This window comes from Micromonospora sediminimaris, assembly GCF_016863575.1.
Lineage (GTDB): Bacteria > Actinomycetota > Actinomycetes > Mycobacteriales > Micromonosporaceae > Micromonospora > Micromonospora sediminimaris.
Genome location: NZ_BOPD01000019.1, coordinates 41,099 through 58,574 on the forward strand (window position 1 = coordinate 41,099; position 17,476 = coordinate 58,574).

Genomic DNA, 17,476 nt, shown 5'->3' on the forward strand with positions numbered 1-17,476 from the left:
CAGCTGTCAGAAGCCGCCGGCACCGCCGTCTACCCGGGGCTCGGAACCGACGACGTATCCCCCGTCGTCGCGTCGCCAGATCGCCTGCCCGTAGCCGAAGACGGTGGGATCGGGCGCGACGGTCACCTGGTGCCCCCGGTCCCGCAGGTCGGCCAGCCGCGCGGCACCGCCGGGCCCGGCGATCAACTGCTCCTCGACCAGCAGCGAACGACCCGCGTGCCAGTACCAGCGAGGGACGTCCAGCGCCGCCTGGGGGTCGAGGCCCGCGTCCACGGTCCCCGAGACGAGCTGTACGTGGCCCTGGGGCTGCATGTGCCCACCCATCACCCCGAACGGCCCCACCGGCGACCCCTGCCGGGCCAGGAAACCGGGGATGATCGTGTGGTAGGGCCGCTTCGCCGGGCCGACCACGTTGGGATGGTTTACGTCGAGCCGGAAACCGAGACCACGATTCTGCAGCGCGAACCCGTACCCGGGCAGCACCACGTGCGAGCCGAAGGCCAGGTAGGTGGACTGGATCAGGCTGACCATCATGCCGCTCTCGTCGGCCGTGCAGAGGTACACCGTTCCACCGCGTTCTGGCGCGTCGGTCACCGGGTCGGCCGCCGCGTCGGAGACCGTCGCGCGGCGCCGCGCCAGATGTTCCGGCGTGAGCAGCCCGGATGGGACCGGAGCAAGGTCGGGATCGGCGACATGGGCATGCGCGTCGGCGAAGCCGAGCTTGACCGCCTCGATTTGCCGGTGCAGCCACCGCGACTCGTCGGCCGGGTCGAATCCGTTCAGGATGCCCAGGGCGAGCAGCGCGGCCAGTCCCTGCCCGTTCGGCGGCAGTTCCCAGACCTCGTGGTCCCGGTAGCGCACCGACACCGGGTCGACCCAGACGCTGGCGTGGGTCTCCAGGTCCGCCGCGGTGATCAGCCCACCGGTACGGGCGGCATGGTCGATCAGGGCCGCCGCGATCCGCCCCCGGTAGAACTCCTCCGCCCGGCTGTCGGCGATCAGTCGAAGCGTCCGGGCCGCGTCCGGATTGCGCCACCGCTCGCCCGCCCGGGGAGCCCGCCCACCCGCTGCGAACACCCGCCCGAACTCCGCGTACTCGGGACCGGTCAGGCCGGCGTGCCCGGCGACCGCGCGGGACCAGGCCGCCGCTGTCGTCGTGGAGACGGGGTGTCCCTGCTCGGCGTAACCGATGGCGTCGGCGAAGAGGTCCGCGAAGGGCAGCGATCCGAACCGCTCGTGCAGGTCGCGCCAGCCCGCCGGCACGCCCGGTACGGTCACCGGCAACCAGCCCCGGGCCGGCATCGCCGGGCCGACCGCCTGTGCGCCGCCCAACGCGTCGGCGGGTTCGACGCCTCGACCGCCGGTCGCCGCGAGTACCAGGTCCCGGGTCAGCCCGGCGGGCGACCGGCCGGAGGCGTTCAAGCCGTGCAGCCGGCGGCCGTCCCAGACGATTGCGAAAAGGTCACCGCCGATGTCGTTCGAGGGAGGTTGCACGACGGTGAGCGTGCTGGCGGTGGCCAGCGCGGCGTCCACGGCGTTGCCACCACGACGCAGCACCGCCAGGCCGGCGGCCACGGCCAACGGATGGCTGGTGGCCACGGCGCCACGCGGCGCGTACAGCGGTTGCCGGGGATGGGTCACCCTTCGACCACCGCATCGTCGGGCGCTGACCCCACCGCCTCGGACACCGGTGCCGGGTCGGCCGGCGAAGCCGGTGACGACTCCGACACCAGCCGATCGTCGCGGCGGAGCACCCGAAGCCCGCCCGGCAGGTAACTGGCTCGCTGGCCGCGCCACGCCGTGACCAACGCGTCGAGCGCGGCGACGTGGCGGTGCGACAGTGCGGCCGGCGGGGCGCCCAGCTCGTGGGCCCAGGTGCGCAGCACCCGACCGCGCACGGCGGGCGCCAGCTCCGCCAGGATCCGGGTGGCCAGGCCACCGGCGGGATGCCGGGCCCGGCTCAGCGCCTCGACAGCGAGCTCGTCGAGGACCGCGTTGTCGGCCGCCACCAGCGCGGCGGTACGGGCGAGGTTGTCCAGCACGCCCGGTCCGAGCGCCCGGATCAGCACGGGCAGCACGTCGGCCCGGACCCGGGAGCGGGCGTAGGCCGGGTCGCTGTTGTGCGGATCGTCCCACGGCACCAGCCCGAGAGCCACGCAGGCGGCACGGGTCTCCGCCCGCCCGATCTCCAACAGCGGCCGTACGAGTGGGGTGCCGGCCAGGTCCCGGCGGGCCGGCATGCCGGCGAGTCCGCGCGGGCCGGCACCCCGGGCCAGCGCGAGCAGGACCGTCTCCGCCTGATCGTCCCGGGTGTGGCCGGTGAGCAGTGCAGAGGCGCGGTATCCACCGGCGACCTCGGCCAGCGCCTGGTAGCGGGCGTCCCGGGCCGCCGCCTCCGGGCCACCGGGCCGGCCGGCAACCTCGACCCGGACCACCTCCACCGGAGCCAGGCCGGCCTCAGTCGCCCAGCGCGCCACCGCCTCGGCCCGGTGCCGCGACCCGGCCTGCAACCCGTGATCCACGGTGACCAGCCCGGCGGCGCGGCCCGCCCGGGGTGCCACGAACGCGGTGGCCGCGGCCAGAGCCAGCGAGTCGGCGCCGCCCGAGCAGGCGACCAGCACCGGACCGTCCGTCGGCAGGTCGGCCAGGGCACGACGGACCGCGATCCGGATCGCGGCCACCGGTGGTGCGAGTGGGGCCATCGCTGCGGCGACGCGCTCAGCCGGCGGTCGGTACCGGGCCGACCGGTCCGTGCACCCGCGCCACCCAGGCGTCCGGTTCGCTCAGCTCGGACAGTCGGGGCAGGGTGAGCGGCGACTCGAAGACCCGGTTGAAGCCGGCCATGCCGACCCGGTCCACCACGGCGTGCACGAACTTGCGGCCCTCGGCGTACTGCCGCATCTTGACGTCGATGCCGATCAGCCGCCGGATCGCCTTCTCCACCGGGTTGCCGGCCTCGCGCCGTCGGTTGAAGGCGGACCGGATCCGCTCCACACTCGGGATCACCTGCGGCCCGACGCCGTCCATCACGAACTCGGCGTGCCCCTCCAGCAGGGTCATCAGGGCGGTCAGTCGGTCCAGCACGGCCCGCTGACCGGGCGTCTGCACGATGTCCAGCACGCTGGACCGGCTCTGCGGGTCGCGGACGGCGTCAGCGAGGGTGCTCACCCCCCGACGCAGCCGCTCCAGCAGGTGCTCGCCACCCTGGGCGGCATCGACGAACGCCTGCACCTCACCGAGGAAGTAGGCCCGCATCCAGGGCACCGAGGTGAACTGCGTCCGGTGGGTCACCTCGTGCAGGCAGACCCAGAGCCGGAAGTCGCGTGGATCCGCGCCCAGCTTGCGCTCGACCTCGACGATGTTCGGCGCGACCAGCAGCAGTTGCCCCGGGTTGGCGGAGAAGACCTCGTACTGCCCGAGGACCCGGCCGGAAAGGTAGGCCAGCACGGTGCCGGCCTGTACCCCGGTCACCCGGGAACCGATCGCCTCGGTGAGCGCACCGGGCTGCTTGTCCTGAGCGAGTCGGCCGACCAGCGGGGTGATCACCTCGCGGAGCCCGGCGATGTTCGTCGCCGCCCAGTCCCGCCGATCGACCACCCGCACCGGCGGATGGGTCACCTGCGAGGTCAGCCCCGTGTAGTCGGCGACGTGCCCGGCTGCCTCTTCGGTCAACCGGCGCAGCTCGGAAACCACCTCGGTGGCCTCGGAGTACGTCACCCGGGGGCCCGACTTGCCCAGGGCCCCCGCCGTCGCGGTAGCCAGATCCCAGTCCACGAACTGCGCCATGCAACCCACCGTACCCGCGCCGCGACACCCGCCCGGCCGGCTGGTCCGGCGGCAGGGTGGCGACGGCCCGTCGGAGGACAGTTGCGCCCCCGCTTCACGGAGCCCTTCGACCGGTGCCCGTCGTTCTCAGCGGCAGCCGCAGCCGGCCAGGGCGGCGGCGATCCTGTCCAGCGCAGCGCGCGCCGGCTCCATCCCGTCCGGCGGGACGTCGTCGGTGAGCACCGCGAAGGTGAGCAGGCGCCCCTCGGCGGTGGTGACCACTCCCGCGATGGCGTGCACCCGGGTCAGGGTGCCGGTCTTGGCCCGGACCACACCGGCACCGGCGGCGGTGCCGGGTGTCGCGCCGTATCGATCGCGCAGCGTGCCGGACCAGCCCGCGACCGGCAGACCGCCGAAGATGCCGGCAAGCTCGGGCCGGTCCGGGCTGGCCGCGAGCGCCAGCAGCTCGGTCAGCAGGGCCGGGCTGATCAGGTTGTTCCGGGACAGTCCGCTGCCGTCCGCCAGGTCGAGCCCAGCCACCGGCAGGCCCAGCTCGGAGACCACCTCGGCCATCGCCGACGCGGCACCGGCAAAGGAGGCCGGCCGGTCGCGGGCCAGGGCGACCTGGCGGGCCAGCGCCTCGGCGACGATGTTGTCGCTATCGCTGATCATGATGTCGACCAGCCGGATCAGCGGCGGCGAGTGCACCGCGCCGAGTTCGGCACCGGGTCCACCGCCACCGACCGGTTCCGAAGCGGTCGTCCCGGTCGGCGCTGGCGGGGCGGTGCCCTTGCGTACGGTGCCGACCGGCACCCCGAGCAGTTTGGCGAAGGCACGGCCGGCGGCCAGGTCCGGTTCGGCAACGCGTTCGGCCCAGCCCGGGCCGGCCTTCGGATTCGTGCGTGCTCCGTCGAGCATCAGTGCGGTGATCGCCCCGCCGTAGCCGCCGGTGGGAATGTCGTCGTCCCAGCCGGGTTCGTACACGGGGCCGGAGTAGCGCGAGGAGTCGACGACGACCCTGGTGGGTGCGACCCCGCCCAGCGCCTTGCGGACCTGATCGGCGAGGTCGGTTAGGTTGGCCGCGCCCGGGTAGAAGCCCTTCGGGCCGGCTGCCAGCGTCGGATCCCCGCCACCGACCAGAACCACCTCGCCGGGTTGTGCACCAGCCACCGCCCGGGTCGGGATCCGGTGGCCGGGGCCCCGGGCGGTCAACACCGTCACGGCGGTGACCAGCTTGGTCACCGAGGCCGGCACGGTCCCCTCCCCGCCACCGCGATCGAAGAGCATCTCCCCGGTCAGCGCGTCGGCCACCGCCACGTTGACCCGGCCGCCCAGCGCGGTGTCGTCGATAAGCGGTTCGAGGGTGGTCCGGAGCCCGTCCGTGCTGGGCGCCGGCGCGCCGCTGTCGGCAGCCACCAGCACCGGGACCGGCGCGGACTCCACCGTCCCGGTTGCCGCCGGTGTCGCGGGTGCGTCGCCCAGCCAGCGGCCCACCGGCCCGGGCCGGACCACGACCAGACCCACCGCGACAAGCATGAGCACCAGCACGGCAGCGAGCACCAGCGGCAGCCGCCGCCGCGGCGCCGGCCCGACCGGGGGCGGCACCGCAGCGGCCGGCGGATCACCCGGCGTGCCGGCCGCCGGCGCTACCGGCGCCGGGCGCACCGGCACGGTTGCCGATCCGGTCGGCGGCCCGGCGGGGCTCGTGGGGACGGCGGCACCGGAACCGTTGGCCGGACTCGTCGGGGCGGCGGCCGGCGCGGCCGGGCTCGTCGGGACGGCAGCGCCAGGCGCGGCGGCCCGTCCGGACGCGGTCCCCGGGGGCGGTGTCGCCGGTGGTTGCGCGCCCGAGGGCGGATGCGCCTCGGGCCGGTTCACGGACGTCGGTGTGACGGGCGGCGTCGGAGGTTGTGGCCGGAGGACCTGCGCGTCCGGCACGGGTACCCGTCCGGCGGCCGGCTTGACCGGCGGTTGGTTCGCACCGCCCTCGGCGGCACCGCCGGGACGGTAGTGTGAATCTTCCCTCCCCACGACCCCCTCCTCCCCCACCGGGAACCGGCCTGGGTGACACTACTTCGGTCCGAAGACTATGCGGCGGCCGGAGTCGGCGGGTTGGCAATCGCCCGCCCGGCTCCGCCGCCGGTTCCGTCAAGCCAGCGTGGGCCAACGAGGGAGCGTGCAGATGGATTTCGACGTCACGGTTGAGATCCCCAAGGGTCACCGCAACAAGTACGAGGTGGACCACGTGACCGGGCGGATCCGGCTGGACCGCACCCTCTTCACCTCCACGCAGTACCCGGCCGACTACGGCTTCATCGAGGGCACCCTGGGTGAGGACGGTGATCCGCTGGACGCCCTGGTGCTGGTGCCCGAGCCGACCTTCCCCGGCTGCCTGATCCGGTGCCGCACGATCGGCATGTTCCGGATGACGGACGAGAAGGGTGGCGACGACAAGGTCCTCTGCGTCCCCTACGAGGACCCGCGCCAGGAACACCTGCGCGACATCCACCACCTCGGCGAGTTCGACCGGTTGGAGATCCAGCACTTCTTCGAGGTGTACAAGGATCTTGAACCGGGCAAGTCGGTCGAGGGCGCGACCTGGGTGGGGCGCACCGAGGCCGAGGCCGAGATCCAGGCTTCGTACCGGCGCGCCAGGGAGGCCGAGGAGCGCGGCGAGTCCACCCACTGAGGTGTCCGACGGGTCCGGGGATCGCTCAGCCGAGCAGCCCCCGGGCCCGCTCGTAGAGGCCGAGCACCGCGCAGGCGACCGGCACCACCGAGACCACCAGCAGGGTGTCGGCCAGGTCAGCGACCCGTCCGAGGTACGGGGAGACCGGCCGGCGGGCGTACGTCGTGCCGCCCGCCACCACCAGCAGCGCGCCCAGCAGCCCGCCGGTGACCAGGATCAGCCGGACCGCCGCGTCGGCGGCCCCGGCCAGCGCCCCGCCGAGGACCGCGTACCCGGCCAGGCCGGCGAGCACCGGCGCGATCCGGTGCCGGACCGTCCTGAAGAGCCGGGCCCGTAGCAGCAGCACCGTCGCGGTCACCCCGACCAGCAGCCGACCGGCGGTGCCACCGGTGCTCACGAGGATCACGGCCGCGCCGACGGCCAGCACTGCCTGACCGATCAGCAGGCCGGTGAGCATTTCCTCGGTACGGGCCACTGCTGCGTGCACCCGGCCACGGTCGGGCAGGTCACGCGCCTGGTCCGGGTCATCCGACCCATCGGTGGGCAGGGTGATCGGCGGCAACGGCACCTTGCCCAGCCGGATGGCCAGCAGCGGGACAGCCCCGACGGCGAAGGTGAGCGCGCCGATCAGGACGGCGGCCGAGCCGGCCGGGCCGAGCAGCAGGCCGCCGAGAGCGGCTGCTCCAGCGCCCGCACCCACCACCGTGCCGGCCACGAAGATCCGTAGCCGGGTGGCCACCCCGAACAGTCCCAGCACCGAGGCCAGCAGCAGCGTCACCGACCCGGCGAGCAACTCCGGTGCACCCACCCAGCGCAGCGCGCCGATCGGCCCGATCGGGTCGCCCGAGCCGACGGCGAGGGCGCCGGCCAGTGCCGCGTAGGGCAGCGCGTGTCCGCCCAGCACAGCGCCGGCCGACCCGTCGCCCTGCGCACGGGACAGCACGGTGCCAGCCAGCACCAGCAGACCCGCCACCACGGTCGCGGCCGGCCAGCCGGCGGGGTCGCCGGGCCCACCGGCGGCCAGGGCCAGCAGGCCGACGACGAGCGGAACACCGGCACCGACCAGAGCCACCGCCCGGGTGGCACCGGGTGACCAGGCCCCGCCGCGTCGGCGGGCGGCGTCGGCGATGGCCTCCACCACGTCGTCGTACTCGAACTCCGGCCACTCGGTGCGAGCCGGTACCAGGTGCAGCACCTCGCCGTCGCGGACCCCCTGAGCGAGCAGCGCCTGCCCGCCGGTCAGCACGGTGCCGTCGGCTCGCCGGAGCAGCCAACCGCCGTGCTGCTCCCCCTCGTCGGCGAGCCCGTCGCCAGCGTGGCGCAGCACCTCGGGCAGCAACTCGGCGAGGGGTACCTGATCCGGTAGCGCCACGTCGACCCGCCGTCGGGGCGTGCTGACGGTGAGCCGGGCAAGCCCGACGGTCATCGACTCACCTCCATCCCGAGCCGGCCTGCTGCTGCGCGGACGACAGGACTTTACCTACCATGAGCCAGGCTCGGGTCACCGTGCGCAGTCGGGAGGTCAGGTGTCCACTGTCGTCATCCGGCGGCCGGCGCGACGCCCGGCGCCCGAGATACCCGTCGGTGACCTACCGGTGCAGGCGCCCCCGGAGATTCCGGCCGCCACCGACACCCGCTGGCACCAGTTGCTGATGCTGCTGCCGATGCTCGGCGGTACGGTCGCGATGGCGATGATGTTCGGCCGGGGCGGCGGAGCGTACGCGTACGTGGTCGGCGGCATGTTCGGCCTCTCCTCCCTGGCGATGCTGGCGACCTCCTGGGGCAGCGCCTCCGGCAACCCGAAGAAGTCCGAGATGATGGCCGCCCGCCGGGATTACCTACGGCACCTGGCCACCCTGCGCCGACAGGTTCGGCAGACCGCGGAGCGACAACGCGCCGGCCTCTGCTACCGGTACCCCGATCCGTCGCTGCTCTGGTCGACGGTGCACAGCCACCGGGTCTGGGAGCGACGGCCCATGGACCCGGACTTCGCGGTGATTCGGGTCGCCGTCGGGCCGCAGACCCTGGCCACACCGCTGGTGCCGCCGGTCACCCGCCCGCTGGAGGAACTGGAGCCGATGACGGCGGGCGCGCTGCGGCGCTTCCTGGACGCGTACTCGGTGGTGCCCGACCTGCCGGTAGCTCTCTCGCTGCGCAGCTTCGCCCGGGTCTTCGTCCGGGCCGCTCCGGCCGGGCCCACCGGGTCGCCGGCCGCGCAGGCGCTGACCCGGGCCATGCTCGTCCAGCTCGCCGTCTTCCACGCCCCGGACGAGCTGCTGGTCGCCATCTGTGCCGGGCCGGAACGGCGCGGCAGTTGGGAGTGGGTCAAGTGGTTGCCGCACGCCCAGCACCCCACCCGCACCGACGCGCTCGGTCCGGTACGGCTGGTGGCCAGTTCCGCGGTGGAGTTGGAACGACTGCTCGACGGGGTGTTGGCCAGCCGGTCGAGGTTCAGCCCGGTCGGACCGGCCACGGACGGGCCGCACCTGGTGGTCGTGTTCGACGGCGGCGACCGCACCGGCGCCACCGAACTGGTCGGAGACGGCGGGATCGACGCGGTCACCCTGATCGACCTGGACGCCCCGCCGCCGCGCCTGCTCGACCGGTTCTCCCTGCTGCTGGAGCTGCGAGACGGCCGGCTGCACTCCCGCTCCTCGGACGGGCCGGCCGAGGTCGGCACCGCCGACGCGCTCGACGTCGCCGAGGCCGAGGCGGTGGCCCGGCGGCTGGCACCACTGCGGCTGGCTGCCACCCCGGGTGCCGACGCCGCACCCGGCGCCGAGCCGGGTCTACCCGAGCTGCTCGGCATCGGCGAGCCGGAGGGCTTCACCGTCGAGCAGGGGTGGGTTCCGAGGTCCCCGCGGGACCGGCTGCGGGTGCCGGTCGGCGTCGGCGTGGACGGCGGCGCGGTCGAGTTGGACCTGAAGGAGTCGGCGCAGGGCGGCATGGGTCCGCACGGACTGCTGATCGGAGCCACCGGCTCCGGAAAGTCCGAGCTGCTTCGTACGCTGGTGCTCGGGCTGGCCGCCACCCACTCCGCCGAGCAGCTCAACTTCGTGCTCGTCGACTTCAAGGGTGGGGCCACCTTCGCGCCCTTCGACCGGTTGCCGCACACCGCCGCTGTGATCACCAATCTGGCCGACGCGTTACCGCTTGTCGACCGGATGGTCGATGCGATCAACGGGGAACTGGTCCGCCGGCAGGAGCTGCTGCGCCGCGCCGGCAACTTCGCCAGCCTGCGCGACTACGAGCGGGCCCGGGCGGCCGGCAACCCGCTGCCCCCGCTGCCGTCGCTGCTGCTGATCTGTGACGAGTTCTCCGAACTGCTGTCGGCCAAGCCCGACTTCATCGACCTGTTCGTCCAGATCGGCCGGCTGGGCCGCTCCCTCGGGGTGCACCTGCTGCTGGCGAGCCAACGGTTGGAGGAGGGACGACTGCGCGGGCTGGACACCCACCTGTCGTACCGGATCGGCCTGCGGACCTTCTCCTCGCTGGAGTCCCGCACCGTGCTCGGGGTGCCCGACGCGCATGAGCTGCCCCCGTCGCCGGGGCACGGTTTCCTGCGCTTCGGCACCGAGCCGCTGCTGCGTTTCAAGACCGCGTACGTCTCCGGCCCGGTACGTCGGCGCGCCCTGGCGATCGACGCGACCGGACCCGAACGTCCCCGGCTGCTCGCCTTCTCCACCCACGTCACACCGGTACCGCAGCCGCCCGCCCCGCCGGCTGTCGAAGACGAGGCGGACGCCACGGAGACCGTGCTGCGCCTGCTCGTCGACCGGCTGGCCGGGCAGGGCGCGCCGGCCCACCGGGTGTGGCTGCCGCCGCTGGATGTCGCTCCGGCCCTGGACGAGTTGGTAGGTCCGCTCACGGTCGACCCGGTCCGGGGGCTGACCTTCGGCAATCCCGAGCTGCACGGCGCCCTCCAGGTGCCGGTGGCCGTCGTGGACCGGCCCTTCGAGCAGCGCCGCGACCTGCTGTGGTTGGCGTTGGACGGGGCCGCCGGCCATGTCGCGGTGGTCGGCGGTACGCAGAGCGGCAAGTCCACCGCGCTGCGTACGCTGATCTGTGCCCTGGCCCTCACCCACACGCCGACCGAGGCGCAGGTCTACTGCCTCGACTTCGGTGGCGGTGGGCTGGCCTCGGTGCGTGACCTGCCGCATGTCGGTGGGGTCACCGGCCGGGCCGATCCCACCGGCGTGCGCCGCACCGTCGGCGAGATGTCCACCCTGCTAGCCGATCGGGAGCGCCGCTTCGCCGAACTGGGCGTGGAGTCGGTGGCCGCCTGGCGACAGCGGCGCGCCAGCGGCGACACCGGCACCGACCCGGGCGATACCGACGCGTACGGCGACGTGTTCCTCGTCGTGGACGGGTGGACGACCCTGCGGACCGAGTACGAAGATCTGGAACCGCTCATCACCGACCTGGCGACCCGGGGACTCTCCTACGGCGTGCACGTGGTCGCCACCGCGGTGCGTTGGCTGGATTTCCGACCGGCCATCCGGGACCTTTTCGGCTCCCGGCTGGAACTACGCCTCGGTGATCCGTCCGACTCGCTTGTCGCTCGACGGTCGGCGGCGCACGTGCCGGAGCAGACCCCGGGGCGTGGCATCACCTCGGAGAGCCTGCATTTCCTCACCGCGCTGCCGCAGCCGACCGGAGCGGACACCGCCGGGCTGGTGAAGCGGGTCAACGACGCGTGGTCCGGCCCGGTCGCACCCCCGGTCCGGCTGCTTCCGGCCGTGCTGCCGTACGCCGACCTCGACCTCGACGCCACGACAGGGCTGCGGATTCCGGTAGGCGTCGCCGAGGCGGACCTACGTCCGGTGGTCCTCGACTTCGCCACCGAGCCACACCTCGTGGTCTACGGGGACGCCGAGAGCGGCAAGTCGTCGTTCCTGCGCGCCCTGGCCACCTCGATCGTCGCCCGGTTCACGCCGGAACAGGCACGGGTGATCCTGGTGGACTATCGGCGCAGCCTGCTCGGCGTCATCTCCACGGAACACCTGATCGGCTACGGCACCGCGGCGGCACACACCGCCGACCTGGTCGAGTCGGCCGCCGGTTACCTGGCGGGCCGCGCACCCGGCCCGCAGGTCAGCCCGACGCAGCTGCGGGAACGGTCGTGGTGGTCCGGGCCGGAGCTGTTCGTGCTGGTCGACGACTACGACCTGGTGTCCAGCGGGCCCGCGAACCCGCTGCGGGCGCTGGAGGAGCACCTGCCGCACGCCCGCGACGTCGGGCTGCACCTGGTGCTGGCGCGCCGCTCCGGCGGTGCCGCCCGCGCCCAGTACGAGCCGTTGGTGCAGCGGCTACGGGAACTGTCCACCGCGGGCCTGGTGATGTCGGGCAGCCCGGAGGAGGGTGTCCTGGTCGGTCCGGTCCGTCCTGGTCCGCTGCCACCCGGGCGCGGTCGGCTGTTCACCCGACGCGAGGGCGTACGCCTGGTCCAACTGGCTCACCTGCCGCCACAGTGACGTCGACTCCACGGAACGTCCCTGTAGGCGGGTCGAAACCGGTAATCTCCGATCGTCATGTGTCCCGCGACGAATGGCTGAGGATGTGACCAGGCTGCGGCACACCGGCCCGGCGAGGGCCGGCCGGTTCGCCAACCGCGTGCTGCTCGCAGCGGCCGCCACCGCGCTGTCGGCTGCCGTCGCCGTCATGCCGGCCGCCGCCGTGCCGGTCCAGGCTCCCGCGCTCGGCACGCCGGCTGCCCACAACCCCGATGCCGCGCGACGCGCCGACCAGGTCCGTGACGAGCAGTGGCAGCTCGACAAGTTGAACGCGCGGGCGGCGTGGCGCACCTCGACCGGGCGCGGTGTGGTCGTGGCCGTGATCGATTCCGGGGTGGACGGTTCCCATCCGGACCTGACCGGTCAGGTGCTGCCCGGGCTCGACCTGGTCGCGCCGAACGGGGCGACCCAAGCGGATCCGGTCGGGCACGGCACCACGGTGGCCGGCCTGATCGCGGGTCGCAACGACGACCGCCGGGGGGTGGTGGGGCTCGCGCCGGACGCCCGGATCCTGCCCGTGCGGGTCCTGGATGCGGAGAACCGCTACGACGACGCGCTGATCGTGGCCAAGGGGGTGCGGTGGGCGGTCGACAACGGCGCGAAGGTGATCAACCTGTCGCTCGGCGGCAACGGCGACAGCGCGGCGCTGGCCGCGGCTATCGACTACGCCTTCGCCCGGGACGTGGTGGTGATCGCCTGCACCGGTAATCTCGCCACCTCGCCCGAGGCGAAGGTGTGGTATCCGGCCCGCGAACCTGGCGTCATCGCGGTCTCCGGCCTGGAGCGCAACAGCGACAACCTGTGGAGCGGGGCGATCACCGGTCGCACCACGGTGCTGACCGCCCCCGCCAGCGGACTGGTGGGCGCACGTCCGCCGGGTGGTTACTGGCGGGTGCAGGGCACCAGCTTCGCGGCACCGCTGGTCGCCGCCACCGCCGCCCTGGTGCGGTCGCGTTACCCGCAGATGTCCGCCGCTGACGTGGTGAACCGGCTGCTGGCCACCGCCAGGGACATCGGACCCACCGGGCGTGACGAGCGGTTCGGGTACGGGCTGGTCGACCCGGTCGCGGCGCTTACCGCACAGGTGCCGCCGACGGACAGGAACCCGTTGGACGACAACGACCCGCCCGGGGTGACCGGCTTCGGTCCTGCGCCCGGTGCCGCGACGACGGGCGATCCCGACGCCGAGCAGCTCGGGCTGACCGGGTCCGGGCAGGAGACCCAGTGGCGGGCGCGGGCCGCCGGTTCGCAGGACGACGCCGGCTCGGAGCGGCTCTGGATCGGCTCGGCCATCTTCGTCGCGCTGCTCACCGGTGCGGTGCTGATGCTGCGCCGGTTCCGGCAGTCGCACCACTGACCGGTCCCGGTCGACGCAACATTCCACAGATTCTGCGCATCCGCCCGGGAAGGTCCCGTTCAGCGGGGTAAAACCATCGCCGTGGACACCTTCGAACGAGTCGACTCGGCGCCGCCCTCCGGTCCGGACGGTGTGGGACAACGGGACGACCGGTCAGGTGTGTGGCCGACCCACACCGTCTCCGGCGTGCTGCTGGTCGTGCCGTTCGCGCTGCTCGCCACGCTGGTGCTGGGTGACTGGCCGCCGCTGCGTCGACTCGACCTGGCGATCACCACTCAGCTGCACGGGTACGCCCTGGACCACCCGGTCTGGGTCCGGGCGATGAGCTTCTGGACCGACGCCTTCGCGCCGATGCCCCTGCGGGCCGTGGCGCTGGTCCTGGTGATCTGGCTGGCCCGCGACGGTGCGCGGCGACTCGCCGGCTGGGTCGCGAGCACCATGGTGCTCGGTGGTCTGCTCGGGCCGCTGCTCAAACTGCTCGTCGGCCGGCAGCGACCGGATCTGCCCGACCCGGTGGCGCAGGCGCCCGGTCTGGCCTTCCCGTCGGGCCACGCGCTGAACGCGATGCTCGCCGCCGGGGTGCTGCTTGTGGTGTTCCTGCCCCGGACCAGGCCCGGCTCCGTGACCCGCGCGGCCGTCTGGCTCGGTGCGCTGACGATCGTCCTGGTGACCGGGTTCAGCCGGGTGGCGCTCGGCGTGCACTGGAGCAGCGACGTGCTGGCCGGGTGGCTGCTCGGCGCGGCGGTGGTCGTCGCCACCGTCACCGCGTTCGCGGTCTGGTCGCGGCGCCGGTCGGGCTGACCCGTCGTCAGGTGCAGTCGCCGGTGTCGGTGCCCCGGGTGCGTTCGGCGCCGGCCAGCGCCACCGGTCGGGCCTCGGCGGCGGTGACCGCGAACCCGGTGTTCGGGTCGTCGGCCGCCGCCGCGAAGATCACCCCGAGCACCAGGCCGTTCGAGGAGACCAGTGGACCGCCCGAGTTGCCGCTGCGGACCAGGGCCCGGATCGTGTAGATCTCCCGGTTGACGTTCCCCGACGAGTAGATGTCCGGCCCGGTGATCCGGTCGACGTCGCGGATCCGCGCCGACTGGGCGTTGTACGGCCCGTCCAGCGGGAAACCGAGCACGATGGCGTCCGCGCCGGTGGAGGCGTTGCCGGCGGCGAAGCGCATCGACGGGCCGGGCAGCCCAGGCACGTAGAGCACGGCCAGGTCCCGGTCCGGGTCGTAGACGACCACCTCGCCCTCGTACCGGTCCCCGCCCAGTTCCACCGCGACCGAACGGGTGCCGGCGACCACGTGCGCGTTTGTCATCACCCGGTCGTCGGCGTACACGAAGCCGGACCCCTCGATCCGGCGCGAGCAGCTCGGGGCCGACCCGAGCACCTTCACCACCGAGCGCTGACCGCTGCTCACCACCTCGGAGCCGGCGAGCGCCGGGTCCGGCGGCTCGACCTGCCGAGCCTGGGTACGCCGCAGCCCGTCGAAGACGTCCGGGAAGCCGTTGGTGTCGACGGTGTCGCGCAGCGCGGTGGAGAGCTGCTGAGCCTGGTCGGGCAGCACCCGGTCCACCACGTTGAGCAGCGCGCTGCTCTTCACCGAGGCGGCGAGCCAGGGCAGCGAGGAGGAGCCGAGCGGCACGGCGACCAGCCAGGCGACAAGCAGCACCGCGAAGAGCGAGACGAATGCGCCGCCGATGTCGTCGGCCCGTCGTCCCACATCACTGGCGATGGTGCGGCGCAGGTGCGATCCGAGCCAGCCGGCCAGTGCCTGACCCACCACGGCGAGACCGAAGATGGCGACCAGTGAGATCAGCACCCGGGTGCCGCTGTCCACGAACTGCTGGGCAAACATCGGGCCAATCTGAAGGCCGATCAGGGCACCCAGGAAGAACCCGGAGAACGAGAGCACGCCGATGACGAACCCCTGTCGGTATCCGCTGATCGCGAACACGAGCATGAGCAACAGCAGGACGAGATCCACGGCCGACACGGCTCAAGCGTACGGGGCCGGGGCTCGCGCGAAGACGATCGCTTGCGGAAGGTGACGGTCAGATCAGCGCAGGGCGCTCTCGTCGACCTCGTCGGTGCCGGCCGACGGGGCGGGTGAGGCGCCGATCGGCGGAAGATCGATCACTCGGCTGCGCGGCCACGGGCGGCTCCAGCCACCCATGTCCAGCAGCGCGGCCAGCACCCCGGCCGTGAACCCCCAGACCAGCATCCCGCGTACGGAGAAGGCGGGGCCGACCCAGCCACTCGAATGGCGTACCCGGACCCGGTTGTCCGGGTCGACCAGCTCGGCGATCGGCAGGCGGGCCACGTGCGCCACCTCGGCCGGTTCCCGGGAGTCCACCGGATGCGGCGCGTGCCACCAGGCGAGCACCGGGGTCACCACGAAGTCGCTGACCGGGATCCACAACCTCGGCAGCTGGGCCAGCACCGTGACGCTTGTCGGGTCGAGCCCGACCTCCTCGTTCGCCTCCCGCAGCGCCGTGGCGGCGGCGTCGGCGTCCTCCGGGTCGGCCGCGCCGCCGGGGAACGCCGGTTGACCGGCGTGGTTGCGCAGGGTCGCGGCCCGCTGAAGGACCAGCACGTCCGGGCCGGTGACCGCGTCCTCGCCGAGCAGCACCAGCACGGCGCTCTCCCGGCCACCCTGCTCCGGCGTACGGAGCTGGGTGAAGTCCTCCGTGCGTGCGGTGTCGAGCCGACCCAGCAGCGGCCCCAGCCAGCCGGGCGGCTGGCGATCCGCTGGTTCGGACACGCTCACGCCGGCACCGTGAGGCCGAGGTGCTGTCGGACAAGCTCGGCGAGGCGGGCGTCGTCCAGCGCGCCGGAGCTGTCGATGTGCCGTACCCGGCTCTGGTCGTCGAGGAAGACGGTGAGCGGGACGGCGTTGCGACGCAGTGCCCGCTGCACCGCCTCGCCCTGGTCGACAAGCATCGGGAACCGCACGCCGAAGTCCTCGCCGATCGACTGGGCGCCGTCGCGGCTGTCCCGGCTGTTCACCCCGATGACCCGCAGCTGGCCCTCGGTACGTTCGTGCAGCCGCTGGAAGGCGGGGAGTTCCTTGCGGCAGGGCGGGCACCAGGAGGCCCAGATGTTGACCACTGCCGGTCCGCGGATGTCCCGCAGGGCGACCGGGGCCCCGCCGGTGAAGCAGGTGAGGGTCAACTCGGGCAGCGGATCGCCCGTCGCCTCCCCGTTGCCGGGGCCGACCGGACCGTCGGTGAGGTCGGCGCAGCCCTCGAAGGGGGACGGGCGGGCGGCGGCCGTGGCCTGCCGGGCCGGTGCCGGTGTCTCGGAGTCGGCGGTGCAGGCGGTGGCGAGCAACAGCAGCAGCGGCAGGGTCAGCAGCGCGAGTCGGCGGTTCACGGTGCCTCCGCCTGGACGGCCTGCGCCGGCACCAGCTCGGGATCGACACCGGCGGCGGCCGCGAGGGCACGGACGCGGGGGCCCTTGAGCAGCTTCGCGGCGGCGGCTGGTTCGGTCGGTCCGGTGCCGTACGAGGGGCAGAGCTTCGCCAGGGTGCACGCACCGCAGGCGGGCTTGCGGGCGTGGCAGACCCGGCGGCCGTGGAAGATGATCCGGTGCGACAGCATGGTCCAGTCCCGCTTCGGGAACATCGCCCCGATCTCGTGCTCGATCTTGACGGGATCGGTCTCGGTGGTCAGCCCCCAGCGCCGCACCAGCCGTTGGAAGTGGGTGTCGACCGTGATGCCGGGCACGTCGAAGGCGTTGCCGAGGATGACGTTGGCGGTCTTACGACCGATCCCGGGCAGGGTGACCAGGTCGGCCAGCCGGTTGGGCACCCGACCGGCGTACCGCTCGACCAGGGCTTGGCCCAGTTGGATCAGCGAGTTGGTCTTGTTGCGGTAGAAGCCGGTCGGTTTGATCATCTCTTCCACCTCGCCACGATCGGCCCCGGCGTAGTCGGCGGCGGTCGGGTAGCGGGCGAACAGTTTCGGAGTGACCTCGTTGACCTTCTTGTCCGTGCACTGGGCCGACAGGATGGTGGCGACCGCCAGTTCCAGCGGGCTGCCGTGGTCGAGCTCGCAGTGCGCGTCGGGGTGCGTCTCGGTCAGCACCCGGCCGATCCGCCGCGCGCGACGGGTGCGTCCCAGGTCGGTCTCGGTGGCGCTTCTGGTCACGACGGCCAGC

At 73.4% G+C, this 17,476-nt stretch carries 12 protein-coding genes and 1 pseudogene; 4 read left to right on the top strand and 9 right to left on the bottom strand.

Translation table 11 applies throughout. From position 1 onward, the window contains the following. Positions 1–6 precede the first annotated feature (6 nt). From Vse01_RS16370 to dacB, 4 genes and pseudogenes are all read right to left on the bottom strand, one after another. The gene (locus Vse01_RS16370; RefSeq protein ID WP_093409896.1) at positions 7–1,641 is read right to left on the bottom strand and encodes a gamma-glutamyltransferase family protein; all 1,635 of its coding nucleotides are present in this window, start codon (positions 1,639–1,641) and stop codon (positions 7–9) included. Positions 1,642–1,709: 68 nt separating this feature from the next. Further along, positions 1,710–2,702: pseudogene (tilS, locus tag Vse01_RS16375) on the bottom strand (tRNA lysidine(34) synthetase TilS); the annotation flags it as partial. A gap of 16 nt (positions 2,703–2,718) precedes the next feature. Next, complete coding sequence (locus Vse01_RS16380; RefSeq protein WP_093409901.1) at positions 2,719–3,786, bottom strand: Rv3626c family coenzyme F420 biosynthesis-associated protein; 1,068 nt, start codon at positions 3,784–3,786, stop codon at positions 2,719–2,721. Positions 3,787–3,912: 126 nt separating this feature from the next. Further along, on the bottom strand, positions 3,913–5,436 hold the full coding sequence (gene dacB, locus Vse01_RS16385) for a D-alanyl-D-alanine carboxypeptidase/D-alanyl-D-alanine endopeptidase (RefSeq protein WP_373870679.1): 1,524 nt from the start codon (positions 5,434–5,436) through the stop codon (positions 3,913–3,915). Positions 5,437–5,947: 511 nt separating this feature from the next. On the opposite strand from dacB, the gene Vse01_RS16390 reads away from it, so the two are divergent. Then, a complete protein-coding gene (locus Vse01_RS16390) occupies positions 5,948–6,454 on the top strand; it encodes an inorganic diphosphatase (RefSeq protein WP_093409905.1) in 507 nt (168 codons plus the stop codon). A 25-nt stretch (positions 6,455–6,479) separates the two neighbouring features. Here Vse01_RS16390 and eccD read toward each other — a convergent pair whose 3' ends face one another. Next, positions 6,480–7,880, bottom strand: a complete 1,401-nt coding sequence (eccD, locus tag Vse01_RS16395) for a type VII secretion integral membrane protein EccD (RefSeq protein WP_093409908.1) — start codon at positions 7,878–7,880, stop codon at positions 6,480–6,482. A gap of 100 nt (positions 7,881–7,980) precedes the next feature. Here eccD and eccCa point away from each other — a divergent pair, with 100 nt between their 5' ends. From eccCa to Vse01_RS16410, 3 genes are all read left to right on the top strand, one after another. Further along, the gene (gene eccCa / locus Vse01_RS16400) at positions 7,981–11,928 is read left to right on the top strand and encodes a type VII secretion protein EccCa (protein ID WP_093409910.1); all 3,948 of its coding nucleotides are present in this window, start codon (positions 7,981–7,983) and stop codon (positions 11,926–11,928) included. Positions 11,929–12,001: 73 nt separating this feature from the next. Further along, the gene (gene mycP / locus Vse01_RS16405) at positions 12,002–13,324 is read left to right on the top strand and encodes a type VII secretion-associated serine protease mycosin (protein WP_170863601.1); all 1,323 of its coding nucleotides are present in this window, start codon (positions 12,002–12,004) and stop codon (positions 13,322–13,324) included. A gap of 132 nt (positions 13,325–13,456) precedes the next feature. Next, positions 13,457–14,125 (top strand): phosphatase PAP2 family protein, encoded by a 669-nt coding sequence (locus Vse01_RS16410; protein WP_232511433.1) that lies wholly within the window; start codon positions 13,457–13,459, stop codon positions 14,123–14,125. Positions 14,126–14,132: 7 nt separating this feature from the next. On the opposite strand, the gene Vse01_RS16415 is transcribed toward Vse01_RS16410, so the two are convergent. The 4 genes from Vse01_RS16415 to nth all read right to left on the bottom strand — a co-directional run bounded on the left by Vse01_RS16415 (position 14,133) and on the right by nth (position 17,466). Continuing rightward, positions 14,133–15,311, bottom strand: coding sequence for a MarP family serine protease (locus Vse01_RS16415; protein WP_093409916.1), 1,179 nt, complete (start codon positions 15,309–15,311; stop codon positions 14,133–14,135). Between the two features lie 63 nt (positions 15,312–15,374). After that, complete coding sequence (locus Vse01_RS16420) at positions 15,375–16,079, bottom strand: NUDIX hydrolase (protein ID WP_093409919.1); 705 nt, start codon at positions 16,077–16,079, stop codon at positions 15,375–15,377. Positions 16,080–16,081: 2 nt separating this feature from the next. After that, positions 16,082–16,690, bottom strand: coding sequence for a TlpA family protein disulfide reductase (locus Vse01_RS16425; RefSeq protein ID WP_093409922.1), 609 nt, complete (start codon positions 16,688–16,690; stop codon positions 16,082–16,084). Continuing rightward, entirely contained in the window at positions 16,687–17,466 is a 780-nt protein-coding gene (gene nth, locus Vse01_RS16430; RefSeq protein ID WP_093409925.1) for an endonuclease III, read from the bottom strand. The genes Vse01_RS16425 and nth overlap by 4 nt, the downstream gene beginning before the upstream one ends. Positions 17,467–17,476 lie beyond the last annotated feature (10 nt).